Origin of the sequence: Actinoplanes sp. NBRC 103695, assembly GCF_030269485.1 — a bacterium.
Classification (GTDB): Bacteria; Actinomycetota; Actinomycetes; order Mycobacteriales; family Micromonosporaceae; genus Actinoplanes.
The window spans coordinates 11882-36023 of sequence record NZ_BSTL01000026.1; the positions used below are offsets into that span (position 1 = coordinate 11882).

Here is a 24142-nt window from a genome sequence, read left to right on the forward strand (position 1 = left end):
GTCTCGCTCATATCCGGGCATCCTGCCTAGCGTCGCAGTCGTGAGCGAGACGCAGGCCGAGATCACCGCGGAGATCCAGAGCATCGAGGCCGCCGACGCGGGTAAGGGCCTCGAGCAGCCACGCCGGGACTACCCGCCGTACCGCAGCAGCCTCCTGCGCCACCCGACGAAGAGCCTGGTGCACGCCGATCCGGAGAGCATCGAACTGTGGGCGCCGTGCTTCGGCCACCAGGACGTGGGTGCGGCCGAGGCGGACCTGACCATCCAGCACTCCGGCGAGCCGCTGGGCGAGCGGATGGTGGTGGCCGGGCGGATCACCGACGGCGGCGGACGCCCGGTCGCCCACCAGCTGGTGGAGATCTGGCAGGCCAACGCGGGCGGACGCTACATACACAAACGCGACCAGCACCCGGCGCCTCTGGACCCGAACTTCACCGGCGCGGGCCGCTGCCTGACCGACGCGGACGGCCGCTACCGCTTCCAGACGATCAAGCCCGGACCGTATCCGTGGCGCAACCACCTCAACGCGTGGCGGCCGGCGCACATCCACTTCTCGCTGTTCGGCCGGGAGTTCACCCAGCGGCTGGTCACCCAGATGTACTTCCCGGGCGACCCGCTGTTCCCCCTGGACCCGATCTTCCAGTCGGTGACCGACCCTGCATCCCGCGAGCTCATGATCGCCACTTATGACCACGACCTGACGACGCCGGAGTACGCCACCGGCTACCGCTGGGACATCGTGCTGACCGGGTCGCACCGGACACCCATGGAGGATGTGTGACCACCCCGGGCCAGACCGTCGGGCCGTTCTTCCACTACGCCCTCCCGTACGAGGGCGGTGGCGACCTGGTGCCGCCCGGCCGCGCCGGGGCGATCCGGCTGCACGGCCACGTCTACGACGGCGCCGGCGACCCGGTGCCCGACGCGCTGCTGGAACTGTGGCAGGCCGATCCCGGCGGACAGGTGCCGCAGGTTGGTGGTTCGCTGCGGCGGGACGGCTGGACGTTCACCGGCTTCGGCCGCGCGGAGACCGACGCCGCCGGGCACTACTCGTTCACCACACTGATGCCCGGGGGGACGTCGCCGTTCTTCGCGGTCACGGTCTTCGCCCGGGGGCTGACGCACCGGCTGTTCACCCGGATCTACCCGCCTTCGGCCCGGTCGGAGGCCGACCCGTTCCTGGCCGGGCTCGAGCCGGAGCGGCGGGACACGCTGGTCGCCACGCCCGACGAGCACGGCCTGGTGTTCGACGTCCACCTGCAGGGTGACAATGAGACGGTGTTCCTGACCTTTCCCGGGCACCGGTGACCGGCCTCCTCTGGCCGGGCGACGACCGCTGCGACGGCCTGCTCACCGACGACGCCCTGCTGGCCGCGATGGCCCGGGTGGAGACCGCGTGGCTGGCGGCGCTCGTGGAGACCTCGGTGGCGCCCGCCTCGGTCGCCGTCGATCTCGTCAAGCTGCTCGAGCCGGGCGACACGGTCACGGTCGCCTCCGCTGCCGAGTCGAGCGGCACCCCGGTCCTGCCGCTCCTCGATCTGCTGCGCTCGCGCCTCGACGGTCCGGCCGCTGAGTGGCTGCACAAGGGGCTGACCAGTCAGGACACCCTGGACACCGCGCTCGTGCTGGGCCTGCGCGAGGCGTGCGACCGGATCCGCCACGACCTCGCGGCCCAGGTGGCGTCGTTGGCCGCGCTCGCCGCCGCGCATCGCGACACGCCGCGCGCCGCCCGTACGCTCACCCAACCCGCCGTGCCCATCACCTTCGGCCTCACCGTCGCGACCTGGCTCGGCGGCGTCCTCGACGCCGCGCCGCAGCTCACCGCCGCGGCCCGCCTGCCCGTCGCGATCGGCGGCGCGGCGGGCAGCCTCGCCGCGGCGACCGCGCTGTCCCCGGTCGAAGACCTCGTGTCGCACGCCGCCGACCACCTCGGCCTGCCGCCCGCGCTGCCGTGGCAGACTCGGCGCGGCGCGATCACCCGGCTCGGCGACGCGCTGACCGGCTTGACGGACGCCTGGGCCCACATCGCCAACGACGTGCTCACCGCGTCCCGCCCCGAGATCGGCGAGCTGGCCGAGGGCACCGGCGGCGCGTCCTCGACCATGCCGCAGAAGCGGAACCCGACCCTGTCCGTGCTGATCCGCCGCGCCGCCCTGGCCGCCCCCGGCCTGTCCGCGACGCTGCACACCGCGGCCGGCGAGCAACGCGACGAGCGGGCCGACGGCGCCTGGCACGTCGAAGGGGACACGGTGCGCACGCTGGCCCGCCGTACCGTGATCGCCGGATCCCAGACGGCGTCGCTGCTGCGGGACCTGACGGTCGACGTCGCCCGCATGGCCGCCAACCTCGCCGCCGCACGCCCCGGCGTCGACGCCGAGCAGACGCGCGTCACCGGCAACGCGGACGGGCCGTACCGCGGCGTCACCGACGCGATCATCGACGCCGCCCTGCGCCGCGCCGAGGTCTTCCGGGCGGCGGCGCGATGATCCCCGCCCTCGCCGGAACCGTGCTCGCGGACGCGCCGGGCCGCCCGCTGTTGCTGGTAGGGCCGTCCGTCGGCACGACGGTCGAAGCACTCTGGGGACGCTGCGTGGACCGGCTCGGCGGCCGGTTCCACGTGATCGGCTGGGACCTGCCCGGCCACGGCCGGAGCCCCTCGCCGCCGGGGCCGTTCACCGTCGAGGAGCTCGCCCGGGCGGTGCTCGATCTCGCCGGGGACGCCCCTTTCCGGTACGCCGGGGTATCGCTCGGCGGTGCCACCGGACTCGCCCTCATGCTCGCCGCGCCCGCCCAGGTCCAAGCCGCGGTGCTGCTCTGCACCGGCGCCCGGATCGGCACCCCCGCGAGCTGGCGCGAACGGGCCGGGCTGGTCCGCGGATCCGGCACGGCCGTGATGATCGAGGGGTCGGCCAAGCGCTGGTTCGCCCCCGGGTTCCTCTCCCGCGAACCGGCCGCCGGATCGGCGCTGCTGCACGCGCTGCGCGACACCGACCGCGAGGGGTACGCGCTGGCCTGCCTCGCCCTCGCCGCGCTCGACCTGCGGGACCGGCTCGCCGAGATCACCACACCGGTCCTGGCGGTCGCCGGCGCCCTCGACGAGGCGACACCGCCCGCCTCGCTGGCGTCGATCGCGTCCGGCGTGCGCTACGGCCGCCTGGTCGTGCTCGACGACACCGCGCACCAGGCGCCCGCCGAGCGCCCCGACGAGGTGGCCGCCCTGCTGCTCTCCCAGCTCTCGCAGCCCGGGATGGCCGTGCGCCGTACCGTGCTCGGAGACGCGCATGTGGACCGTGCCGCGCCCACGCCGTTCACCGCGGGTTTCCAGGACCTGATCTCGCGGTACGCCTGGGGCGAGATCTGGACGCGGCCCGGCCTGGACCGCCGCAGCCGCTCCATGATCACGTTGACGGCGCTGGTGGCTCTGGGTCACCACGAGGAGCTCGCCCTGCACGTGCGGGCGGCCCGCACCAACGGCCTGACCGACGCCGAGATCGAGGAGGTCCTGTTGCAGACAGCGATCTACTGCGGCGTACCCGCGGCGAACACTGCCTTCCGCATAGCCGCGAAGGTGCTCGCCGAGCTGAACGCCGAAGCCGGCCCTGTGGATAACTCGGCGGAAGTGTCAGCCGAAACCGCTACAGTCACGCCCACCCACAGGGGTGGGGGCGGTGGCGGTGGCCGCGATCTCGGCAAAAACGATCTTGAACCGAATGCCGGCCAGAGCTCAGGCGGCCACGCATGAGCCGCACCCGGGTCTCCACGGCCGCCGACGCCGTGGCGCAGATCCAGGACGGCGACACCGTGCTGGTCGGCGGCTTCGGCATGGCCGGCATGCCGGTCGTCCTCATCGACGCCCTGATCGACCACGGCGCCACCGATCTCACCATCGTCAGCAACAACGCCGGCAACGGCGACACCGGCCTGGCCGCCCTGCTCGCCGCCGGCCGCGTACGCAAGGTCATCTGCTCCTTCCCCCGGCAGTCGGACTCCTGGGTCTTCGACGGCCTCTACCGCGCCGGCAAGATCGAGCTGGAGGTCGTGCCGCAGGGCAACCTGGCCGAACGCATGCGGGCGGCCGGTGCCGGCATCGGCGCGTTCTACTCCCCCACGGCCGTCGGCACCCTGCTGGCCGAGGGCAAGGAGACCCGCACCATCGACGGCCGCGACTATCTTCTCGAGTTCCCGATCCGCGGCGACGTGGCGCTGATCGGCGCACACGTCGGCGACCGCGCCGGGAACCTGGTCTACCGCAGGACGGCCCGCAACTTCGGCCCGGTGATGGCGGCGGCCGCGACGACGACGGTCGCCCAGGTCACCCGGGTGGCGGAGGTCGGCGAGCTGGATCCGGAGGCGATCGTGACGCCCGGCATCTACGTCGACCACCTGGTGGAGGTGGCGTCGTGAGCGGCCCGCTGGACCGGGACGAGATGGCCCGCATCGTGGCCCGGGACATCCCGGACGGCTCGTACGTGAACCTGGGCATCGGACAGCCCACGAAGGTCGCCGACTATCTGGACCTGGCCGGCGGGGTGGTCCTGCACACCGAGAACGGCATGCTCGGCATGGGCCCGATCGCCACCGGTGACGACGTGGACCCGGATCTGACGAACGCGGGCAAGCAGCCGGTGACCGAGCTGCCAGGCGCGGCCTACTTCCATCACGCCGACTCGTTCGCGATGATGCGCGGCGGTCACCTGGACATCTGCATCATGGGCGCCTTCCAGGTGTCGGCGCGCGGCGATCTGGCCAACTGGCACACCGGGGCGCCGGACGCGATCCCGGCGGTCGGCGGCGCGATGGATCTGGCGACGGGCGCGCGGGACGTGTTCGTGATGATGTCGCTGTTCGCCAAGGACGGCACCGCCAAGCTGGTGCCCGAGTGCACGTACCCGTTGACCGGGCTGGCGTGCGTCAGCCGCGTCTACACCGAGCTGGCGATCTTCCATCTCACCGCGGACGGCGTGGTGGTGCCGGAGACGTTCGGCATCGAGTTCGACGAACTGGCCGAGCGCCTGGACGTGGAGATCAGGCGGCCACCGAACCGAGAATGAGGGCGAGGGTGGAGATCAGGCGGCCTCAGCGGTGAGGTTGGCGCGCACGGCGGCCAGGACGCGGGCGCGGGCCGCGGCGACGTCACCGAGCGGGAGGCCCAGCGTCCGGCTGATCTCCTCGTCGGACGGCCGGGGGTCGGCGCTCAGCATCTTCAGCAGGTCCTGGTCCGCGGGGGCGAGCATGCCGATCGCCACGAGCAGGCGAGACCGGCGCGTGACCTCGGTGTCCGGGCGGAACCGGACCAGTTTCTCGCACTCCTGGCGGGTGGTCTCGGCCAGCCAGTCGGGCAGCACGGCGGGGTCGTCGTTGATCTGGCCGAGGTGCTCCACCAGGCGCAGCCACACCAGCCGGCTGACGTCCTGCTCGTCCTGACCGGACAGCCGGTAGCTGCGCACGACGAACAGCACCAGACCGGCGAACCGGCACACGAGCTCGTCCCACGCCCGCTCGTCGTGCGCCATACTGGCCGCGACCAGAGCCGGCAGATCCCAGCCTTGACGTTGCATCTGTGCCTCCAGTGGATCGACCGGATCCCAGAGTGATCGAAGGATCCGTGCCGCGCCGGTCCTTTTCCACATCGGATCGGCGTTCGCGCAGGTCAACGAATTGTTCGAGGCTGTTTCGCGAACAAATGCGACCTCGGAGATTATCGCCGTATCCCGACGAGCGGGTCTAGGCGGCCTCGACGAGGATTTCCCCGGTTCCCGCGCGACCGGCCGCGGCGGCGCAGAGCTGGGAACCACCCGTACGGAACGACATCGATGCCTTCCACCGGCGGGAACGGCGGCGGACACTGAGCTCATGCCGAGGACCGTCGTCCCGCCCGTGTCCCTCCGCGGCAAGAAGGCGGTGGGTGGAGATCAGCTTCCCGAGAAGCTGGTGAAGTACGTCCCGGCGGAGACGCTCGCGTTCTTCGTGCCGGCCGCCGCGGCCCTCGGCACCGGACGGCGCGGCCTGCTCATCGTGGTGGTCGTCGCGGGCCTCGCGGGCACGGTCGGCTATCTCTGGTGGCAGGGTCAGCGCGCGAAGGGTAAACGGCCGCTGCCGCACTTCTACGTCCTGGCCGGGCTGGCCTTCCTCTGCTGGGCGGTCGGCACCTGCCCGAACGTGGCCACGTCCGTCGGGCTCGACCAGGTGGAGGCCGGCGTCGTACTCGGCGTCGCGGTCTTCCTCATCCCGCTCGCCGACGGCGTGTTCACCCGGTTGAGGATCAAGACCTAACCCGCCCGGTGTACGCCGGGCCGCGAGCGCTCCACGGTCAGGTCCGCGTCGCCGTACATCACGTAGAGGATCCCGAGTGGGCTGCGGTAGTCGCGCAGCAGGTCCCGGCGGGCCCGCACGACCGCCTCGCCGAGCGGCCGGCGTCGCTCCAGCAGGCGCCCGTAGAGGCAGGCCGCGAACGCCGCCGCGACGTCGTCGGGCACGTCCGTCTCGGTGCCGATGAACGCGCGGTGGCCCCACTCGAGGAACCAGCGCGGGAACGACGAGGCGGTGACCGGGTCGGTCCGGGACGACGCGCAGGCGTTCAGGATGATCACCGCCCGGTTGCGGGCGTCCCGCGGGTCCTCGAAGTAGGCGTCGTGGTACCACTGCCGCAGCTCGCCGAACGTGACGCTGCGCCGCCGCCCGCGCCGGGTGGACAACACGATCGTGTAGTCGTCGTCGTGCTCGGCCGAGGTGTCGCAGTGGCACGCGAAGTGCTGCACCTGCACCGGAGGCAGCGCATCACCCGGAGGCAGGAACAGCGCCGCCCCGTCGAAGAGCGCCCGCAGCAGGCCGTCCCGGACAGCGTCGTCGTCCTGCGCCTCCGGCCACGGTCCCTCGACCGAGACGTGCGGGTGCAGCGACCCCAGGAACCGTTCCTCCTCGCCGACACTGCCCAGGCGCCGGTGGCGCAGGAACTGGACCGGCAGGGCGGGCTCGTTGCGCAGCACGTGATCGTCGGGCAGGGCGTTCGCCGTCAGCCGCTGGACCACGCAGCTGAAGCCGAGCAGCCGGGCGGCGGCCCGGGCGAGGTCGAGGTCGTTGCCGGCGTCGGCCATCCGGCCGAAGCCGAACAGCGGCAGCAACTCCAGCGGGAACGTCTCGGTCGCGCAGTTGACCTGGACGACGGGTACGGGCGCGGCCGGGTCGTCCCAGTCGGCCACCTCCCATGTCGGCCACGCCACCTGGAAGGCCTCCTGGAGCCGGAGCATCCGCCGCCGGTCGCCGCCGGCCAGCAGGCTGGCCAGCTCCCGGCCGGAGTTCAGCAGCAGCCGCAGCGCCTCGCCGGCCTCGGCCCGGGTGACCGGCGTTCCCGCGACGAGCGGAACCAGCCGGGTCAGGTAGTAGCCCGCCTTGCGCCGGGCGGCGTCCAGCGGGCCGCGGCCGGGCAGCGGCAGGTCGACCGTCTCGCCGGTGGGCGGGAACTCGAAGTGCAGCGAGATCCCGGCAGTCGCGGGCGCCGGCCGCACCGACACCACCGCGATGACCGGGTTCATGCCGGGACGATCAGCAGGCTGATGCTCTGCAGCGTGCGCCGGCCCTGCGCGACCCGGATCCACAGGTTGACCGGATCATCCACGGAGACGTCGAAGCTGGCGGAGCCGGCCGACCGGGACGAGACCCGGACGGGCTCGGGTTCGCGCCGCAGGGCCGGCTGGTCGCTGTCGATCTCGGCCGAGAACTCCACGGCCGGCCGGTCCACGCCGCCGGTCACCACCAGCCGTTCCGCGAGTTCCGCCACCTGGGACGGTCCGACGGTCACCAGGACCGAGTAGGACCGGCCGCGCACCAGGGCGACCCGGCGGTCCTCGCCGACGGCGACCAGCGCGCCGTCGTGCAGGACGGCCACCGAAACCCAGCCGTCGAAGTTGACCAGCGGCGGCCCGAGGATCGCCGACCGGACCTGGTCGGTGACCACCTCCGGCACCTTCGACAGCAGGTGCTGTGCCGGTCCCTCGGTGCTCGCCGACGGCCCGAACAGGGAACGGGGCGCCGGGGTCTCCCCGCCCGGCAGCTCGTTCAGCAGGGAGATGCCGCGCGCGTCGATCAGCCGCGTCGCCAGCAGCTGGGCGAAACCGAAGACCAGGGCGTACGCCAGAATCTGCCGTTGGGAATCGAGCCCGCCGACACCGGGCAGGAAGCCGCCACCCATCAGCAGCACACCCGCGACCGCGAACAGCGCGCCGACCGGCACCTTGAACACCGCCAGCGCCACCGGGATGTTGTACGGCGTCGACGTGCCCCGGACCTTGCGGATGGCGAACAGGCTGGCGAGGACGCCGCCGACCGTGCCGATCCCGACGATGATGATGATGTCGTTGGCGGTCGGCGTGGCCGCGCCGCTGGGGCAGATCGCGCCGGCCGGCGATCCGGGCAGCTCCGCCGACGGGTAGAAGCACATCGGCAGCAGTTCCGGCTTCACGTAGACGACCACGATCAGCGCCGTCCCGAAGACCGCGATCAGCGCCGTCGCCGACAGGACGAGGTTGCGGAAGCTCCGGATCCGAGCGTGCATCTGGTCCGTCGCCGAGTAGATGATCTGCATGGCCTGGGAGATGGCCGCGCGTTTGCGTCCGCTGCCCTGATCCGCCCGGGTGGCGAACTCGCCCAGCCGCAGCCGGCGCACGTCGTCCGGCGGCAGGCAGTACGCGATCTTGGCCTGCACCTCCGGCACCAGCTCGTCGAGCTCGTCCTCGGGCACCAGCTCGGTCAGGAAGACCTTGGCCTCGTGCAGGTGCCGGTACGCCAGCTCGATCGACGTGCCGCGCCACCGGTCGGCCGGCCCGCGCTTGAGTGCCCGCCCCCGCGACCGGGCGGCCTGGCGGGCGGCGGTCAGGTGCGACTCGATCGCCTCGCGGTAGGCGGCCCGCACCGCGTCCTCGCCGCCGGCGGCCACCGCGGCGCGTACCCGATGGCTGATGCGGTCCGCCTGGGTGGCGACGTCGATCGCCCACGGCTCCGGCCACAACGGACGCGAGCCGGCGCTACCGTCCGCCGTGGACTTCTGGGCCATGACCTGATGATGTCGGCGACCGAACATCCACTCAAGGGACCGCCGGCAAACCTAGTCTCCCGTGAGATCCCGCCGGATCGCGATCACCGCGCACAGCAGGGCGGCACCCGTCCAGCCCGCGAAGATCAGCAGGTGGCTGGAGATCAGCACGGTGCCGCCGCCGTGCGCGTGCTCCCGGAGCAGGTCGCGCAGCCAGGCCATGCCCTCCGGGTCGAGGCCGTTCGCCGGCTCGTCGAGGACGAGCACGGGCGGCTCGCCGAGCAGCGCGGTCGCCACCGCGAGGCGTTGCCGCATGCCCAGCGAGTAGTCGCCCGTGCGGGTGGATCCGGCGCCGTGCAGCCCGACGTACGCGAGAAGGTCGTCGACCCGCCGCCTGCTCGCGCCGCACAGCAGAGCCTGCGTGACCAGGTGGCCGCGCCCGGTCAGGCCCGGGTGGCTGAGGCCCTGCTCGAGGACGGCGCCGATCTCGCGCTGCGGGTGCCTGAGCTTGAGGTAGCGTCGGCCGTTGATCAGCGCGGCGCCGCTGTCCGCCCGGGCCAGCGCCAGCAGGATGCGCATCGTGGTGGTCTTGCCCGACCCGTTCATACCGAGGAAGCCGGTGACCCGGCCGGGAGCGGCGTCGAACGTGACGTCCTCGATCGCCGCCACTCCCCTGTACCGCTTCGTGAGCTCCCGGATCTCGATCATGGGTGGGTATTAAACACGTTCCTTCAGGCTCGGACGGTACGGTTCCGGCGTGCGCACGAAGCAGCGGCTGACCGAGGACATCCACGAGCACCGGCGGGCCGCCCTGGTGGTCAACGCCCGATCGCGGCGGGGGCGGCGGCTCTACGAGAGCGTCCGCGCGCGGCTGCTGGCCTCCGGTGTGACGTTGCTGGCCGACCTGCCCGTGGAGGGTGACCTGGAGGACGCGCTGCACCGGGCCATCGACGCCGGCGCCGACCTGGTCATCGCGGGCGGCGGCGACGGCACGATCAGCACGGCCGGCCGGATGCTCGCCCACAAGGACATGGCGCTCGGCGTCCTTCCTCTGGGGACGACAAACAATTTCGCGCGTACGGCCAGAGTGCCGCTCGCGCTGGACGAGGCGGTGGCCACGCTCGTCGACGGGAAGGTGGTCGACGTGGACCTGGGGACCGCCGACGGTGTCTCGTTCACCAACCACGTCGGCGTGGGCCTGTCCGCCGACGTGATGCTCAAGGCGCCGCACCTGCTCAAACGGGTCTCCGGCCGGGTGGCGTACCCGATCACGGCCCTGGGTCTGCTGACCCGGCACCGTCCCATGCGCGCGGTGGTCCGGGCCGGCGGGCGCGAGCACGAGTTCCACACCCACCAGTTGTACGTGGCGAACGGCGGCTTCCACGCCGGCCGCCCGATCACGGCCGACGCGGACGCCGACGACCGCCTGCTCGTGGCGTACGCGGTGGGCGGGAGGGACAAGATGGGACTGCTCCGCGAGACGGCCCGCAACGCGGCGACCGGCCACCGCCGTTCCCTGCGCCACGACCCGTTCCTGGCGGTCGGCGAGCTCACCCTGTCGACCGACCGCCCGGCCCGCGTCGAGGTCGACGGCGAGCTCCGCGGCTCCACCCCGCTGCGCATCGGCCTGGACGCCAACGCCCTGCGCATGATGGCCCCGCCGAACACCCCCGACCGCTGACGCCCGGCCCACGCAGCGCGTCCTCGACGCCCCGCGGCCGGCGGCCCTGTTGCCGATGACCGGGGTCATCTCGACGATGAACCGGCCGGCGCCCAGCTGGTGCTGCGCCTCGGCACGACAGACCCGGCCGGCACAGCCACATCGCACACCTCTCGCCTGCCCGCGGAACAGACCATCGAACGCTGGACGCCCAAAGTCTAGTTATGTAGAGTTTGGCGCATGCCTCGGCTACCGCACACCTCGCCGCAGACGTTGCTGCTGTTCGCGGCCTTGATCGCCGACCCTCAGCGGTGGCGTTACGGCTACGACCTGAGCAAGGAGACCGCGCTGGCGTCGGGCACGCTCTACCCGATCCTGATGCGCCTCACCGAGCAGCAGCTGCTCGAGACGAGGTGGGAGCCTTCGGAGGAACCGGGCCGGCCACCCCGGCACGTCTACCGGCTGAGCGCCGACGGGTTCGCGCTCGCGCAGCAGCGCCTCGCCGCGGCGGCCGACGCCTCACCGGCCCGCACCCGGCGTGCCCGTCCCGTCGTCCAGCCGCGCCCGGCCGACGGTGTCGCATGACCGCGCCCCGCGACGGTGACAGCGGCATGACCACACCTCGCGCCGAACCTACGCCTCGCCAAGGCGACAACGGCATGACCACGCCTCGCGACGGAGACGGTGCCGAAACCGCGTCCCGCGACGGAGTCGGCGGCACGGCCGTGGCTCGCGCCGGAGACGGTGGCGAGATAGCGCCCCGCGCAGGGGACGGTGGCGAAATAGCGCCCCGCGCAGGAGACGGTGGCGAGACCGGGTCCGGGCGGGAGACGGTGGTGCGCCGGGCGGCTCGGGCCGTTCTGGTGGCGGCGGTGCGCGGTCGCCGGGAACGCGGCCACGAGTGGGGCGAGGCGGTGCTGGCCGAGTTCGGCGACACCCGGGGCGACTGGGACGCCGTCCGCTGGGCCGCCGGCGGGCTCCGCACCGTGTGGCACGCGCGGCGCGGCCGCATCCGGCGGCTCCCCCGATCCGTTCGCCTGAGCCGCCGAGTCGCGGTCCTGGCCGTGGTGGCCGTGCTCGCCGGGCTGGCGGTGAACCGCTACGTGGTGACGGTGGGCTACATGGCCAGCGGGAGCATGGAACCGACCCTGACCGTCGGCGATCGATACCTCGTGGACAAGGTGGGTTACCGCCTCACCGGCCTGCACCGGGGCGACGTCATCGTGATCCCCGGCATCAGCGCCGCGGGCGAGACGCCACCGCCGCCCGCCCGGGTCAAACGCGTGATCGGCCTGCCCGGCGACACCATCGAGTGCCGCGACGGCGCGGTCCTGCGCAACGGCGTCGCGGTCGACGAGCCGTACCTTCCGGCCGACCCCGGCGAGGCGCGCACCGACTGCCCGTCCGTAACCGTGTCGCCGCATCATCTCTACGTGCTCGGCGACCACCGCCTGGTCTCCATCGACTCCCGGCAGGACGGGCTGCTCAGCGAGGACGCCGTCCAGGCACGGATGCTGATCCGGGTGTGGCCGTTCCAGCGATGACCGCGTCTAGCCGGAGCCGCGTCTAGTAGCCGGAGCCGCGTCTAGCCAGGCGCCGAACGGGAAGCCGGCGGGATCCTCGTTGGGGCGCCGGGGGCCTGCCCGACCAGGTCCAGTGTCGCGAACAGGTCGATGTGGACGAGGCCCACGGTCACGCCTACTCGACCAGGCCGGCGAGCTGGGTGGTGACCGCGCCCCAGCCGTCGGCGAAGCCGAGCTTCTCGTGCTGCGCCCGGGCCGACGGGTCGCCGTGGCGGACCAGGACGCGGTAGTCGGTGCCGTCGGGGTGGTCGGCGAAGGTGATCTCGGCGACCATCGGGACCGGCTGCGGGTCGGTGGGGCGCCACGAGCTGTCGATGACGTTGGTGAAGACGATCCGCTCCTGGTCGTCGACGACCAGGTAGGTCGCGTCCAGGTGGGGCACGAACGCGGTGCCGTCGTCGCTCATCCGGGTCACCAGGGCACCGCCGGGGCGGACGTCGAGACGATCGACGCGGAGCCGCATGGGCGCCGGGAGGAACCACTGGGCGAAGCGGGCGGGGTCGGTCCACGCGCGCCACACCGCGGCGCGCGGGGCGCGGATGATCCGGTCGAGGGTGAGATCCAGGTCGGGGTTCATGGGGTGTCCTTGTCGGAGTCGAGGAAACGTTCCAGGCGGTCGGTGCGTTCCGTCCAGATCCGGCGCTGTTCGGCGAGCCAGTCGTCGACGACGGTTAGGCGCTCGCGGTTGAGCGCGCAGGTGCGCACCCGGCCGGACTTGGTGGTGCGGATCAGGCCGTTGGCCTCGAGGGTCCGCACGTGTTTCAGGAACGACGGCAGTGTCATCGGGAACTCGCCGGCCAGGTCGCCGACGCTGGCCGGCCCGCGGCCGAGGCGTCGCACGATGTCTCGCCTGGTCGGGTCGGCCAGGGCCACGAACACCCCGTCCAGCTGTTCCGAATACTGTGCCACGCGGCTAAGTATTGTCCACCGCGATACTTAGCGCAAGGGCTAAGTATCGCGGGCCCGGAATGATGCCGCCGACTTCGACGAGCTCGGCGTAGTGCTCCTTGATGGCCGCCTCGATGTGCTCGGGCCGCAGCTGCTCCGGCGTGTACTTCTCGCGGAGCTCGGCACCGATCTGGATGGCCAGGTCGTCGGCCTTGTCGACCTCCTGGCGGTCCCACAGGTCGGCGGCGTCGGCGCCTTGCCGCAACGTCGTCTCGTCGATGCCGACGTCGAGGCCCACGTACCCGAAGTGCAGGTTCGACCAGAAGTCGTAGCGGATGCCGCCGGACGTACCGGGGATGGGCGTCGTGTTGTTCACGCCGACGGTCATCGCCGCGATGTCGGGCTTGTGATCCCAGTCGGCGAGGGGAGCCACCTTCTCTATCCACATCGCCAGGGCAATCGTGGCATCACCGTTGGTGCCGTGGCTCATCAGCTCCCGGATCCGCATGGCCTCGGGAGACTTCGGGTTGTTCACGAGCTCGCCGTACATGAACTGCTGGACGTCCTCGAACTCGGCGTAGCCTCCCCCACCGGCCGGGTAGTCGACCGCCACCCCGGTCCTGATGCCGCCGGCCTGTTCGGCTGCCTGGTCGAGCAACCTGTTGACCTCGACGGCTGTCTGCGTGACGAAGCCATCGGCCTGGCCCTCGTTGTAGAGGCCCTCGTAGGTGAGCGATCGCCGGTGGACGTACGTGCGGATCGCCTGTTTGGTGTTCTCCACGATCTCGGCGTAGGTCAGCAGGTCGCCGCGTTGCTGCAGAGCGCCGACCTCGACCCGGCTGCTCCGGTCGATCATCAGTTCGACGCTCTGCGCGTACGACTCGCCGGTGCCGTCCGGCCAGCCGCCCCGCAGGTCGGCCACGGGAAGGTCGGAGGCGGTGGCGAAGAGACGGGACGCCCAGCTCCACTCGTCGGCGAGCTTCCGGACCGCGTCCTCGTCGGCGGCCGGCCAGCCGCTGCGGGCCTTCACCTTGTCCCAGAACAGCCTTTCGGTGTAGGGCTCCTGGACGGGCATCCGGTCACCGTCCCGCGTTCAGGCCGAGGGTGGCGTAATGCTCGGCCTCCTCGTACTCGCCGATGGCGTAGGACCCCACCGAGGCCGCCTGCGGCGCCGTGCGGGCGACCTGGTCGGCGGCCTCGACGACGGACGTGGCGGCGTCCCGGTAGTTGCGCTCGAAGACCGCCCCGATCCGGGCGTCCTTCCCGATCGCAGCCTCCAGGGCGTCGAGCTTGGCCCGGCGGTCCGGCCAGACCTCGTAGTCGTCGGCCAGGTCCCGCAGCTTCTGGACGAACTTCCTCGTCGCCTCGGTCCGCATCGCGAAGTCAGCGTCGCCTTCTCCCATGACGGCAACGATGGCCGAGGGGCGGCCCGGCGGGCGGTGCGGTGGCAGCTACCTGCCGGTGCGGATGACGGTCGGGGGGACAACACCAAAGGTGCGGATGACGGTCAGGGCGATGTCGTCCTCGGCCGTCGGGGCGAACTCGGCGAGCAGGTGGTCGCAGAGCTCCTCGGCGTCGAGGTGCTGGCGCCCGGCGAGGGCCCGGGCGAGCTCCTGCTGGCCCTCGTCGATGTCGGTGAGGCGCCGCTCGATGAGGCCGTCGGTGTAGAAGACCACGGTCGTGCCGGGTTCCAGGTACACGGTGTGGTCGCTGCGCCAGGCGGCCGCGCGGGTGCCGAGCAGAACCTCGGGGGGCGTGTCGAGGATCCGGACGGCGCCGTCCGGCAGCAGCAGGGCGGGCGGCGGGTGCCCGGCGTTCGACCAGCGCAGGACGCCGCCGGTGGTGCTCGGGGCGACCTGGGCGAGCACCACCGTCGCGAACGCGTCGACGGGCAGGCCGATCATCGCGGTGTTGAGATGTTCGAGGATCCGGGACGGCGGGGAGGTGATGGTGTACGCGATCCCGCGGAGCACGTTGCGGATCTGCGCCATCGCCGTGGCCGCCGCCCGATCGTGGCCGGACACGTCGCCGACCGCGACGGTGAGCGTGCCGTCCGGCAGCTGGAAGGCGTCGTACCAGTCGCCGCCGATGTGCGACTGCGCCACCGACGACTGGTAACGCACCGCGACCTGGAGGCTCTCGTGCTGGGCGGGGTGCGTGAGCAGGCTTTCCTGGAGGGCCTCGGACATGGCGCGTTCCAGGGACGCGATGACCCGGTCGGCGCGGCGCCGCTCGATGCGGTCCAGGGCCTGGGTGAGCGTCGCGCCGATCAGCCGGACGAAGCCGAGGTACGCGTCGTCCGCCGGCAGGTACGGGCTGAGGCGCACCATGAGCACGCCGTAGTCGCCCTCGGCGGAGGCGTCCGCGAGGCGTACGTGCACCGCCGTACCCTCGTCGTCCTTGACCACCGTGACCGACTCGCCTGCCGGGCCCGGCTCCTCGAGGGGCTCGTCGGAGGCGAGGACGAGCAGCGTGACCCCGGGGAGGTCGTCGGTGGCGGCCCGGAGCAACGGCAGCGCGCGCTCGAGCAGGTGGCCGCGGTGCTCGACGTCGGCGAGCTGGTCGGTGAGCTGGTGCAGGAGTCGCAGGCGCCGGTCGGCGAGCACCTGGGCGGTGGTCTCGGCGGCGACGTCGATCACGCCCTCGACCTTGCCGGTCGGGCCGATCACGGCCGAGTAGGAGAAGGTGAAGTACGTCTCCTCCAGGAAGCCGCGCCGGTTCATCATCAGGCGCAGGTCCTGCACCCAGGTGCCGCCGTCGCCGGCCGCGGCCGTGTCCAGCATCGGGCCGATGGTGTCCCAGATCTCCGGGAACACCTCGCGGGCGGGCGCGCCGAACGCCGCCGGATGTTTGTCGGCGATCAGCGTCACGTACGCCTCGTTGTAGATCAGCGCCTGCTCCGGCCCCCAGAACAGGGTGACCGCGAACCGGGTCTGCCACACGGTCCGCAGGATGCTCAGCAGCGTCGGGCTCCACGACGACACCGGGCCGAGCGGGGTGGCCGCCCAGTCGACGCCGGCGTACAGCTCATGTAGCGAACCGGCGTCGCTGAACAGATCGTCCACCCGCTGAATGTAGCCCTAGCCCGGACTGGAGTTCGCCGATGAGGGCGCCTGCACGACACGCTCGGCGGCCATGGCATCCTGGCGCTCCTGTGCCTCAGCGAGTGCGGCCGTGCCGAGCCGGTCCAGGGCGCGGTGGATGCGAGTGGAGCGCCATCCGCGCCGCCTGCTCGGCGGCCGGCTCAGCGTCCTGACCACCGATCAGGCCACGGCGGCCGAACTCACCCGCTGACCCGGTGCTGCAGGGTCGAGATCAGGGCAAGCGTGGACTCGGCGCCCTGGTTGAGGTTGGCGCCGTGCAGGGTCAGCCCGTCGTAGCCGCCACCGGTCGCCGGATCCCACATGACCTGGTCGACGTCGTTGTCGCCGAGGAACCAGGCGATCGACCGGGTCAGTCCCTCGTCCCAGATCCGGCCGCCGGTGATCGCGGCGGCGGTGGCGCACGCGTCGGCCAGAGCCGCCACCTCGATCGGCTGCTGGTCGTGCCGCAGCCTCGGGCCGCCGCGTTGCCAGCCCGCCGACGGGAGCACCGACAGGTGTTCGCCGCTGACCTGGATCTCCAGCAGCCACGTCAGCATCCGCAGCCCGGCGGCCAGGACCGGCGGGTCGTCGAGGAGGTCGCCGGCGACGATCAGGGCCTCGGCGAGGGCAGCGTTGGCGTAGGTGAGCCGCTCGTACGGCCACGGCCAGCCGGGATCGGGACCGGGACGCCCGATGGCGGAGGCCGCGTCGGCCAGCAGGGCCGCGGCCGGATCGTTGTCCGGATCGGCGCGAAGCAGCTCCCCGGCGCCCAGCGCGGCGAACGCCATGGCCCGCGGGGCGGTGGCCCGGCAGGACGCTCCCAGGGTGAAGGCGAGAAGGGCCTCGTCACGGATCCACGGGACCGGGCATCGGGCCGCGGCGGTCCCGAGTCCCCAGAGGGCGCGCCCCCACCAGTCCCCCAGGCCGGGCTGGTCGGTCCACTCCCGGTTGAAGGCGAGCCGGTTGCGGAAGGCGCCGTTCGCGTCCTGCGCGTGGCTGAGGAAGGTCAGATAGCGCTCCGCGAGCCGGATCACCTCGGCCGACGGATCGGCCTCGCGGCTGGTGACGACCAGGCCCCGGGCGACGTCGTCGGTGCAGTAGCCGTGCTCGCGGCGGGCGATGGCGTGCCGGGCGTGCTCGAAGAGCCCGGTGTCGTCGGTGAGCCGCCTCAGGTGCGCGAAGGTGGGCGCGGGAACGACCCGGTCGCGACCCGGCGCCTCGGTTGCCCGGACGGTCACGGGCCGGCCACGGCGACCGGGCGGGCCGCGACCAGCTTCGCGGCGAGGTCGTGGTACCGCTGGGCGACGGCGGGCCACCGCATCGCCGGCTCGGCGTGCCCGCTGCGCGTGCGGAGGGTGGCGGCCAGGGCGGGCTTGGTGAGGATCCGCCGGACGGCGGTCGCGATGGCCTTCGGGTTCTTGTGCGGCACGAGCAGGCCGGGCCCGTCGGTGAGCAGTTCCACCGCGTGCGGGAACGCGGTGGCGACGACCGGGATCCGTGCCGCCACGGCCTCCACGAGGACGCCGGACGTCACCTGTTCGGTGGAGTCGTAGGGCAGGACGACCACGTCGGCGGAGCGGACCAGGGCGCCGAGCGCCGCCTCGTCGAGGTAGTCCGACTCGTAGCGCACCCGGTGCGCGACCCCGAGGGCCGCGCCGAGCTGGTGCAGACCCGCCCGGTACGCCTCGCCGTGCAGCTCGACGACCTTGGGGTGGGTCCGGCCGGCCACGGTGTAGGTCGGCGCGGGCTCCAGATCCCGCAGCAGGGCCAGGCCGCGCAGCGCCCACTCGATGCCCTTGCCCGGTCCCAGCAGGCCCCAGGTGAGCAGGTGCGGCTGCGGGTGCGGCAGGGACGGCGGTCCACCGAAGGCGGAGGCGCCGTGCGGGATGACCGACACCTTCGAGGCGTCCACGGCATAGCCGAGAACCAGCCGGTCGTACGCGGCGCCGGTGATCGTCACGACCGCGTCGGCCTCGGCCACGATCTGCTCGAGCAGGGTCTTCTGCATCGGCGTGGGCTGGGTCAGCACGGTGTGCAGGACGACCAGGCTCGGCACGGTCAGCCGGCGCAGCACCGACAGGACGTCGCCGCCGTCGCGGCCGGGGTAGATGCCGTACTCGTGCTGGACGACGGCGACGTCGAAGGTGTTGAGCACCTCGGCGGTGTCGCGCCAGCCGGACGGCGTCGCGGGCGACCAGGTGTGCACCACGCCGGGTGCGGGCGCGGGATCGTCGCCGCTCGCGACGACCCGCACGACGCCGCCCGCGAGGCCGTCCTCGCCGAGGTGGGCGGCCAGGGCGGAGTTGAAGGTCGCCAGGCCGCAGCGGGTGGGCGGGTGAGTGCTCAGAAATCCGTACCTGATGGTCATCTTGGTGCCTTCCGGTCGTCGGCCCCGCCGCGGGTGCGATGCCGGCTGACCTCACGCGTGATGACGCCGACCGGCCAGCGTGTGTGGCGGGCGACGGGCCGGCTCCTGAACGGGCCGGCCGGATGGTTCGTCAGATGAGTCGCTCGTAGACGGCCAGGTAGTCGGCCACCATGCGGTTCGCGCTGAAGCGCCTGCGGGCCTGGGCCCGGCAACCGGCACGGTCGATCGCACCGATCGCGTCCACGGCCTCGACGGCCTGGTCGACGCCGCTCACGAGGTGACCGGTGACGCCCTCGTCGACGACCTCGGGCATGGAGCCGCGCTTGTACGCGATGACCGGCGTGCCGCAGGCCATGGACTCCACCACCGACAGGCCGAACGGCTCGTCGAAGTCGATCGGATGCAGCAGGGCCGCGGCGGCGCCGAGGACCTCGGCGCGGCGCTGTGGCCCCACCGCGCCGAGGAAGTCCACCCGGTCACCGTCGATGTGCGGCGCCACCTGCTCGGTGAAGTACCGCTCGTCCTGCACCAGACCGCAGAGGGTGAGCTTGCGCCCGGCCCGGCGAGCGATCTCGATCGCGGTGTGGGTGCCTTTGTCCGGGTGGATCCGGCCGAAGCTGACCAGTCCGGGACCACCGGACGGGGCGAACGGCAGCCCGCCGAGGTCCACGCCGTGGTACACCGTCGCTACGTAGTCGAGGTCCGGGCTGCGGTCGGCATCCGAGATGGACACGAACGACGAGTCGCTCGCCCGGTACGCCGGCAGGATCTTCGGGCTGGAGAACCCGTGCACGGTCGTGACAAGCGGCGCGCGGCAGTGCTCGGCGAAGGCGAGAGGCAGCCAGTCGAGGTGGCTGTGCACGATGTCGAACTCGCCGGACCTGGCCAGGGCGTACGAGACGTGCATCGCCTCGGCGATCCGGCCGTCGACCGACGAATCCTCCGCGTAACCACCCGGGCACACACCGTCAAGCCGGGCGGCGGTGATCGAGTCCAGGGTCGCGAAGAGCGTCACGTCGGCGCCCGCGGCCACCAGTCCGTCAGCGAGCAGACCCGTGACCTGTTCCCAGGGCCCGTAGGCGCGCGGCGGAGTGCGCCATGCGACCGGCCCCAGGAGCCCGACCCTCACGCCGGCACGACTGCGGCGACTGCTGTGCAGATATTCATGGTCCGCTCTCATCGGGGTCAGGCCGCCGGCGACGGCCTGCGGCCGCCGGAGTCTGGAGCGACAGGCGCCAGACTACGCCTACCGGTGCGCCATGATTCGTACGTCCCGCATCGAGCTGGCCATCATGTGCAGCCGCTGGGCCGGCACCCGGCGGCGCAGCAGCGGAAACTCGTCGCTCTCCTGGCGCGTGGCGTGGTCGAGCAGCGCACCGGACAGGGCCGCGAACCGGTCGTCGAACGCCGGGTGGCGGACGCCGAGCCGGCCGAGCTCGATCAGTGACCGTTCGAGCCGCTCACCCTCCGTCTGGGAGGCGAGAGCGATGCCGTCGCCGTCCGCGCCGGTGTTGCGGACGGCCGGGTGCACGATCGTGAGCTCGCCGAGCTGATGCAGGTGGACGGCTTCCCGCAGGGCGGCGAACGGACGCTGCTTCCGGCCCCCGCCGGCCTTTTGGACGGCGGCACACAGCACGCGGATCTGCTCGTGCTCCTGGCGCAGGACGTCGATGATGTCGGGCGAGATCACTGTTGTGAAAGCTTGCATGGCCGGCCTCTGGTCTGACGAAGGGCGCCGGGGTCCAGGGCGCTGACGCCACCACACTACGCGGGCCCTGTCAATCGTCTGACCAGCGACTTCCGGTTGGTTGAGCTATCGTGGCGGTGCCGGGACGGCATCTGTCCTTCGGCCCGCTGCCCCAGCCCTCGGCGGCGCACCAGTCCTGTCAGGTGCCCAGGAGCAGCCGTGATCACCGAAAATTGCCCGGCCCAGAGGTCGCCCTGACGGATCCCTTTTGACGACGTCCGACCGCGACGTGCCCGAGATGCTCTTCTCCAGTCCTCGCCCGCACGCGGAGGCGGAGCGAGCCGGTCGGGCTCCGGAGGGTTCCGCGGCCGAGGCCGAGCGACGGCTGCGGCCGTTCGAGACCGGGCCCGCCGAGGAGCCGGCGCCCAACAGCGACACTGCAATGTGATCTTAAACATTTTATGTGTGCCGCACTCAACTTTCCGCGTCTCTGAAGCGTCTCCAGCGATCTAGGGGTTTCCTCGACGCTGGGAGGCAAGCTAGATGGTTCAGTTGCGGCGAAACGCGCCATGGTCGGCGACGTTGGTGTTGCTGGCGCTGGTCGCCGGCTGTGGCGCCTCGCCCACCGTGCGCCCGGAGACCGCCGCCGCGCGGCCAGGTCCGGCGCCCGGCAGCGCCCCGCTCGACGTCCCGCCCGACGTCCCGCCGCCTTCGCCGTCCGCATCGGTGTCCCTCCCGGCCGGGTCGGTCGCGTTGACCCGCTCCGAGCTCGCGCGAGTGCCACAGTTCGGCCCGCCGCCGGTGGCGGTGCCCATGACGCTCCCCCGCGGCGCCTCCGCGCCCTGGATCAGCAGGATCGCGACCAGCCAGAAGGTCGCGTTCATCACCATCGACGACGGGTGGGAGAAGAACCCCAAGGCATTCGCCCTGCTCACCGCCGCGCATGTGCCGGTGACGCTGTTCCTGCAGGTCGACGCGATCAGGTCCGATGTGGACCACTTCAAGGCGCTGGTCGCGGCCGGCGCCACCGTCGAGGCGCACACCATCACCCATCAGCAGCTCAAGGGCCGGTCCTACGGCCTGCAGAAGCGGGAGATCTGCGGCTCCGCCGACCAGCTCGGACAGTGGTACGGGCGCCGGCCGACCCTGTTCCGGCCGCCGTTCGGCGCTAAGGACGCCACCACGCTGCGTGTAGCGCACGACTGCGGCATGAAGGCGGTGTTCTTCTGGAAGGAGGCCACCAACAAGGGCAAGGTCTACTACCAGGAGAAGCACGTCGTGCAGCCGGGCGACGTCATCCTCATGCACTTCCGGCCCGCGTTCGTCAACGACTTCCTGGCGGTCCTGAAGGCCATCCATGACGCCGGGCTCACTCCGGCGCGGTTGCAGGACTACATTCCCGGCGCCGCCTGACGTGGCCCTCGTCACGGTCAGCGGGGCGGCGAGAGGAAACAAACCCAGGTCAAGCTAGCTTTTGCTGCCGCCTCGGGTCGCGGCGTGGGCAGGGCGATCTGCGTAAACGGGCTGCCCGCGTGCTTCCGAGGTGGCAGCATGATCGCCTGCCTGGGCGGGCTCACCAGCCCAAATGTCGGACAGAGACTGGAGTTACCCCCGTGACCGATCAAGCCGCCGCGCCACCGGAAAAACTGGACGCCGCCGTGCTGAAGATCGCCGGCGTGGTGGTCCTCGGCGCGATCATGTCGATCCTCGACATCACCGTGGTCAGCGTCGCGCTGCCGACCTTCCAGACCGAGTTCGACGCGACCTACGCCCAGGTCGCCTGGACCATGACCGGCTACACGCTGGCGCTCGCGACCGTGATCCCGCTCAGCGGCTGGGCGGCTGACCGGTTCGGCACCAAGCGGCTCTACATGCTGGCGTTGCTGCTGTTCACGCTCGGTTCCGTGCTCTGCGCGACCGCCGACTCGATCGAGCAGCTCGTCGCCTACCGGGTGCTGCAGGGCCTCGGCGGCGGCATGCTCATGCCGCTCGGCATGACGATCATGACACGGGCGGCCGGGCCGCAGCGGATCGGCCGGCTGATGGCCGTGCTGGGCATCCCGATGCTGCTGGGACCGATCGGCGGCCCGATCCTCGGCGGCTGGCTGATCGAGGCGGCGAGCTGGCACTGGGTCTTCCTGATCAACCTGCCGATCGGCGTGATCGCGCTGATCTACGCCCAGTTCGCGCTGCCGAAGGACAGCCCGCAGCCGGGTGAGTCGTTCGACTTCGTCGGCATGCTGATGCTGTCGCCGGGTCTCGCGCTGTTCCTCTACGGCGTCTCGTCGCTGCCGGAGACCGGCACGATCACCGCGCCGAAGGTGTGGATCACGATGCTGGCGGGGCTGATCCTGCTGGTGAGCTTCGTCCTGTACTCGTTCAAGCCGAAGCACCCGCTGCTCGACCTGCGGCTCTTCCGCAACCGCAATCTGACCGTATCGTCGATCTCACTGTTCGTGTTCATCATCGCGTTCATGGGCGCGGGGCTGCTCTTCCCGAGCTACTTCCTGCAGGTCCGCGGCGAGTCCACGCTGCACGCCGGCCTGCTGATGGCGCCGCAGGGTCTCGGCGCGATGATCACCATGCCGATCGCCGGAACGCTGGCCGACCGCATCCCGGTCGGGCGCACCGTGCCGTTCGCGATGGCGCTCATCGCCGCCGGGTTCTTCACGTTCACCCAGGTCGGCACCGACACGTCCTACTGGCTGCTGTGCGGCTCGCTGTTCGTGATGGGTCTCGGCATGGGCGGCACGATGATGCCGATCATGACGTCGGCGCTGCGGACGCTGACCAGCAACGAGGTGGCTCGCGGCTCGACGCTGGTGAACATCCTCCAGCAGATCGGCGGCTCCATCGGCTCGGCGATCATGTCGGTGGTCCTCACCAGCCGGCTCAACCAGTCCGACCCGATCCCGGGCCTGAACAACCAGCGGACCGGCGAGCCGATCACCGAGGCGGGCGCCGCGATCGCCCACCAGCAGGGCGCGCAACTGCCGGTGCCGCCGAACATCCTCGAGAGGGGCCTGACGTTCGTCGCCGACTCGTTCGGCACCACGTTCTGGGTCGGCTTCGCGCTGGTGCTGGCGACGTTCATCCCGATCGCGTTCCTGCCGCGCAAACGGCCGGCCGCGAAACCGGACGGCACGGGCGAGGGCACCCAGCTCGAGACGCCGGTGCTGATGCACTGAGAAAGACGGTTCTAGGCCCCGTTCGAGAGAACGGGGCCTAGCGCGCACCATGGCCTAGAACGGTGACGGACCTCGACCGACGAGTGACATCAAGATCTGCGTCGCGAGCAGCTTTCGCACACTCGTCACGGTGACCTCACCGATCTGGTCATAAGGCAACTCCAGCTTCAGGCCGTCACTCGCGTCCGTCGCGTCGCGAAGCTCGGCGCTGGCCTGGTCCGGCCGGAACTTGCCGCCCCAGCCGTTGATGCCTCTGTTCTGGTTGGTGCTGAGCGAAACCATGCCGGCCACGCTCGTGCCGTCATGAAGTATCAGCCTGGCCGGCCCGGAGTAGGTCGTCATGATGACAACCGTAGCCCTCGCCGGTTTCGCCGTGCACGCGGCTGACGAACCGGCGTGGTCGTCACTGCTCGACGGTGGCCGCGGCCAGCACGTCGGCGTCGAGGCGCAGCATCCGCAGGAGCGAGGCGTTCTTGACCTGATCGATCTCATCCGGCAGCTGCCGGTCGACGAAATCGGCCCGGTCGAGCTCGCCACGCTCTCGTAGGACGGACACGATCTGGGATTTCTGGATGTGGCTCATGACGTCTCCCGGTGCGATCTTGCCGGAGCACGCAGCGACGCTCCGGGCGTAACCCAGGCCTGTCCCGAGCGAGT

28 protein-coding genes are annotated in these 24142 nt (G+C 71.7%); 13 read left to right on the top strand and 15 right to left on the bottom strand.

Features of this window, described 5'->3' with window-relative positions:
- Nucleotides 1-40: 40 nt before the first annotated feature.
- From pcaH to QSK31_RS36400, 6 genes are read left to right on the top strand one after another with little or no spacing between them, the layout of a single operon-like run.
- A complete protein-coding gene (gene pcaH / locus QSK31_RS36375) occupies nucleotides 41-781 on the top strand; it encodes a protocatechuate 3,4-dioxygenase subunit beta (protein WP_285689231.1) in 741 nt (246 codons plus the stop codon).
- Entirely contained in the window at nucleotides 778-1308 is a 531-nt protein-coding gene (gene pcaG, locus QSK31_RS36380) for a protocatechuate 3,4-dioxygenase subunit alpha (RefSeq protein WP_285689232.1), read from the top strand. The genes pcaH and pcaG overlap by 4 nt, the downstream gene beginning before the upstream one ends.
- The gene (locus QSK31_RS36385) at nucleotides 1305-2486 is read left to right on the top strand and encodes a lyase family protein (protein WP_285689233.1); all 1182 of its coding nucleotides are present in this window, start codon (nucleotides 1305-1307) and stop codon (nucleotides 2484-2486) included. Before pcaG ends, QSK31_RS36385 begins: the two co-directional genes overlap by 4 nt.
- The gene (gene pcaDC, locus QSK31_RS36390; RefSeq protein ID WP_285689235.1) at nucleotides 2483-3742 is read left to right on the top strand and encodes a bifunctional 3-oxoadipate enol-lactonase/4-carboxymuconolactone decarboxylase PcaDC; all 1260 of its coding nucleotides are present in this window, start codon (nucleotides 2483-2485) and stop codon (nucleotides 3740-3742) included. Before QSK31_RS36385 ends, pcaDC begins: the two co-directional genes overlap by 4 nt.
- Nucleotides 3739-4404, top strand: a complete 666-nt coding sequence (locus tag QSK31_RS36395; RefSeq protein WP_285689236.1) for a 3-oxoacid CoA-transferase subunit A — start codon at nucleotides 3739-3741, stop codon at nucleotides 4402-4404. The genes pcaDC and QSK31_RS36395 overlap by 4 nt, the downstream gene beginning before the upstream one ends.
- Nucleotides 4401-5051, top strand: a complete 651-nt coding sequence (locus QSK31_RS36400) for a 3-oxoacid CoA-transferase subunit B (RefSeq protein WP_285689237.1) — start codon at nucleotides 4401-4403, stop codon at nucleotides 5049-5051. The genes QSK31_RS36395 and QSK31_RS36400 overlap by 4 nt, the downstream gene beginning before the upstream one ends.
- A 15-nt stretch (nucleotides 5052-5066) precedes the next feature.
- On the opposite strand, the gene QSK31_RS36405 is transcribed toward QSK31_RS36400, so the two are convergent.
- Nucleotides 5067-5558, bottom strand: coding sequence for an RNA polymerase sigma factor (locus tag QSK31_RS36405; protein ID WP_285689238.1), 492 nt, complete (start codon nucleotides 5556-5558; stop codon nucleotides 5067-5069).
- A gap of 295 nt (nucleotides 5559-5853) precedes the next feature.
- Here QSK31_RS36405 and QSK31_RS36410 point away from each other — a divergent pair, with 295 nt between their 5' ends.
- Complete coding sequence (locus QSK31_RS36410) at nucleotides 5854-6273, top strand: hypothetical protein (RefSeq protein WP_285689239.1); 420 nt, start codon at nucleotides 5854-5856, stop codon at nucleotides 6271-6273.
- Here the strand turns inward: QSK31_RS36410 and QSK31_RS36415 are convergent.
- From QSK31_RS36415 to QSK31_RS36425, 3 genes are read right to left on the bottom strand one after another with little or no spacing between them, the layout of a single operon-like run.
- The gene (locus QSK31_RS36415) at nucleotides 6270-7532 is read right to left on the bottom strand and encodes a CHAT domain-containing protein (RefSeq protein WP_285689240.1); all 1263 of its coding nucleotides are present in this window, start codon (nucleotides 7530-7532) and stop codon (nucleotides 6270-6272) included. The genes QSK31_RS36410 and QSK31_RS36415 overlap by 4 nt on opposite strands.
- Nucleotides 7529-9049, bottom strand: a complete 1521-nt coding sequence (locus QSK31_RS36420) for a hypothetical protein (RefSeq protein WP_285689241.1) — start codon at nucleotides 9047-9049, stop codon at nucleotides 7529-7531. Before QSK31_RS36420 ends, QSK31_RS36415 begins: the two co-directional genes overlap by 4 nt.
- 51 nt (nucleotides 9050-9100) lie before the next feature.
- Nucleotides 9101-9736, bottom strand: a complete 636-nt coding sequence (locus QSK31_RS36425) for an ATP-binding cassette domain-containing protein (RefSeq protein ID WP_285689242.1) — start codon at nucleotides 9734-9736, stop codon at nucleotides 9101-9103.
- A gap of 49 nt (nucleotides 9737-9785) precedes the next feature.
- On the opposite strand from QSK31_RS36425, the gene QSK31_RS36430 reads away from it, so the two are divergent.
- From QSK31_RS36430 to lepB, 3 genes are all read left to right on the top strand, one after another.
- Nucleotides 9786-10709 carry a diacylglycerol/lipid kinase family protein gene (locus QSK31_RS36430; RefSeq protein WP_285689243.1) on the top strand — a complete coding sequence of 308 codons (924 nt, stop codon included), beginning with the start codon at nucleotides 9786-9788 and terminating at the stop codon, nucleotides 10707-10709.
- A 219-nt stretch (nucleotides 10710-10928) separates the two neighbouring features.
- Nucleotides 10929-11273 (top strand): PadR family transcriptional regulator, encoded by a 345-nt coding sequence (locus QSK31_RS36435; RefSeq protein ID WP_285689244.1) that lies wholly within the window; start codon nucleotides 10929-10931, stop codon nucleotides 11271-11273.
- A gap of 251 nt (nucleotides 11274-11524) precedes the next feature.
- The gene (lepB, locus tag QSK31_RS36440) at nucleotides 11525-12232 is read left to right on the top strand and encodes a signal peptidase I (protein ID WP_285689245.1); all 708 of its coding nucleotides are present in this window, start codon (nucleotides 11525-11527) and stop codon (nucleotides 12230-12232) included.
- A 154-nt stretch (nucleotides 12233-12386) separates the two neighbouring features.
- Here the strand turns inward: lepB and QSK31_RS36445 are convergent, their stop codons facing one another.
- The 9 genes from QSK31_RS36445 to QSK31_RS36485 all read right to left on the bottom strand — a co-directional run bounded on the left by QSK31_RS36445 (nucleotide 12387) and on the right by QSK31_RS36485 (nucleotide 20318).
- Nucleotides 12387-12848 carry an SRPBCC domain-containing protein gene (locus QSK31_RS36445; RefSeq protein ID WP_285689246.1) on the bottom strand — a complete coding sequence of 154 codons (462 nt, stop codon included), beginning with the start codon at nucleotides 12846-12848 and terminating at the stop codon, nucleotides 12387-12389.
- Nucleotides 12845-13180 (bottom strand): ArsR/SmtB family transcription factor, encoded by a 336-nt coding sequence (locus QSK31_RS36450; protein WP_285689247.1) that lies wholly within the window; start codon nucleotides 13178-13180, stop codon nucleotides 12845-12847. Before QSK31_RS36450 ends, QSK31_RS36445 begins: the two co-directional genes overlap by 4 nt.
- Before the next feature lie 4 nt (nucleotides 13181-13184).
- Nucleotides 13185-14234, bottom strand: a complete 1050-nt coding sequence (locus tag QSK31_RS36455; RefSeq protein ID WP_285689248.1) for a WXG100-like domain-containing protein — start codon at nucleotides 14232-14234, stop codon at nucleotides 13185-13187.
- A 4-nt stretch (nucleotides 14235-14238) separates the two neighbouring features.
- Nucleotides 14239-14562, bottom strand: a complete 324-nt coding sequence (locus tag QSK31_RS36460; RefSeq protein ID WP_285689249.1) for a hypothetical protein — start codon at nucleotides 14560-14562, stop codon at nucleotides 14239-14241.
- A gap of 48 nt (nucleotides 14563-14610) precedes the next feature.
- Nucleotides 14611-16224, bottom strand: a complete 1614-nt coding sequence (locus QSK31_RS36465; protein ID WP_285689250.1) for a PP2C family protein-serine/threonine phosphatase — start codon at nucleotides 16222-16224, stop codon at nucleotides 14611-14613.
- Nucleotides 16225-16442: 218 nt separating this feature from the next.
- Entirely contained in the window at nucleotides 16443-17480 is a 1038-nt protein-coding gene (locus QSK31_RS36470) for a glycosyltransferase (RefSeq protein WP_285689251.1), read from the bottom strand.
- On the bottom strand, nucleotides 17477-18610 hold the full coding sequence (locus tag QSK31_RS36475; RefSeq protein WP_285689252.1) for a glycosyltransferase: 1134 nt from the start codon (nucleotides 18608-18610) through the stop codon (nucleotides 17477-17479). Before QSK31_RS36475 ends, QSK31_RS36470 begins: the two co-directional genes overlap by 4 nt.
- 130 nt (nucleotides 18611-18740) lie before the next feature.
- A complete protein-coding gene (locus tag QSK31_RS36480) occupies nucleotides 18741-19739 on the bottom strand; it encodes a glycosyltransferase family 4 protein (protein ID WP_285689253.1) in 999 nt (332 codons plus the stop codon).
- Nucleotides 19740-19856: 117 nt separating this feature from the next.
- Nucleotides 19857-20318 carry a hemerythrin domain-containing protein gene (locus tag QSK31_RS36485; protein WP_285689254.1) on the bottom strand — a complete coding sequence of 154 codons (462 nt, stop codon included), beginning with the start codon at nucleotides 20316-20318 and terminating at the stop codon, nucleotides 19857-19859.
- Between the two features lie 247 nt (nucleotides 20319-20565).
- On the opposite strand from QSK31_RS36485, the gene QSK31_RS36490 reads away from it, so the two are divergent.
- From QSK31_RS36490 to QSK31_RS36500, 3 genes are all read left to right on the top strand, one after another.
- Nucleotides 20566-20745, top strand: coding sequence for a hypothetical protein (locus tag QSK31_RS36490; protein WP_285689255.1), 180 nt, complete (start codon nucleotides 20566-20568; stop codon nucleotides 20743-20745).
- A gap of 137 nt (nucleotides 20746-20882) precedes the next feature.
- Entirely contained in the window at nucleotides 20883-21710 is an 828-nt protein-coding gene (locus QSK31_RS36495; protein WP_285689348.1) for a polysaccharide deacetylase family protein, read from the top strand.
- A gap of 200 nt (nucleotides 21711-21910) precedes the next feature.
- Nucleotides 21911-23485, top strand: a complete 1575-nt coding sequence (locus QSK31_RS36500; protein WP_285689256.1) for a DHA2 family efflux MFS transporter permease subunit — start codon at nucleotides 21911-21913, stop codon at nucleotides 23483-23485.
- A gap of 54 nt (nucleotides 23486-23539) precedes the next feature.
- Here the strand turns inward: QSK31_RS36500 and QSK31_RS36505 are convergent, their stop codons facing one another.
- Nucleotides 23540-23827 (bottom strand): hypothetical protein, encoded by a 288-nt coding sequence (locus tag QSK31_RS36505; protein ID WP_285689257.1) that lies wholly within the window; start codon nucleotides 23825-23827, stop codon nucleotides 23540-23542.
- Between the two features lie 61 nt (nucleotides 23828-23888).
- Complete coding sequence (locus tag QSK31_RS36510) at nucleotides 23889-24068, bottom strand: hypothetical protein (RefSeq protein ID WP_285689258.1); 180 nt, start codon at nucleotides 24066-24068, stop codon at nucleotides 23889-23891.
- Nucleotides 24069-24142: the final 74 nt, after the last annotated feature.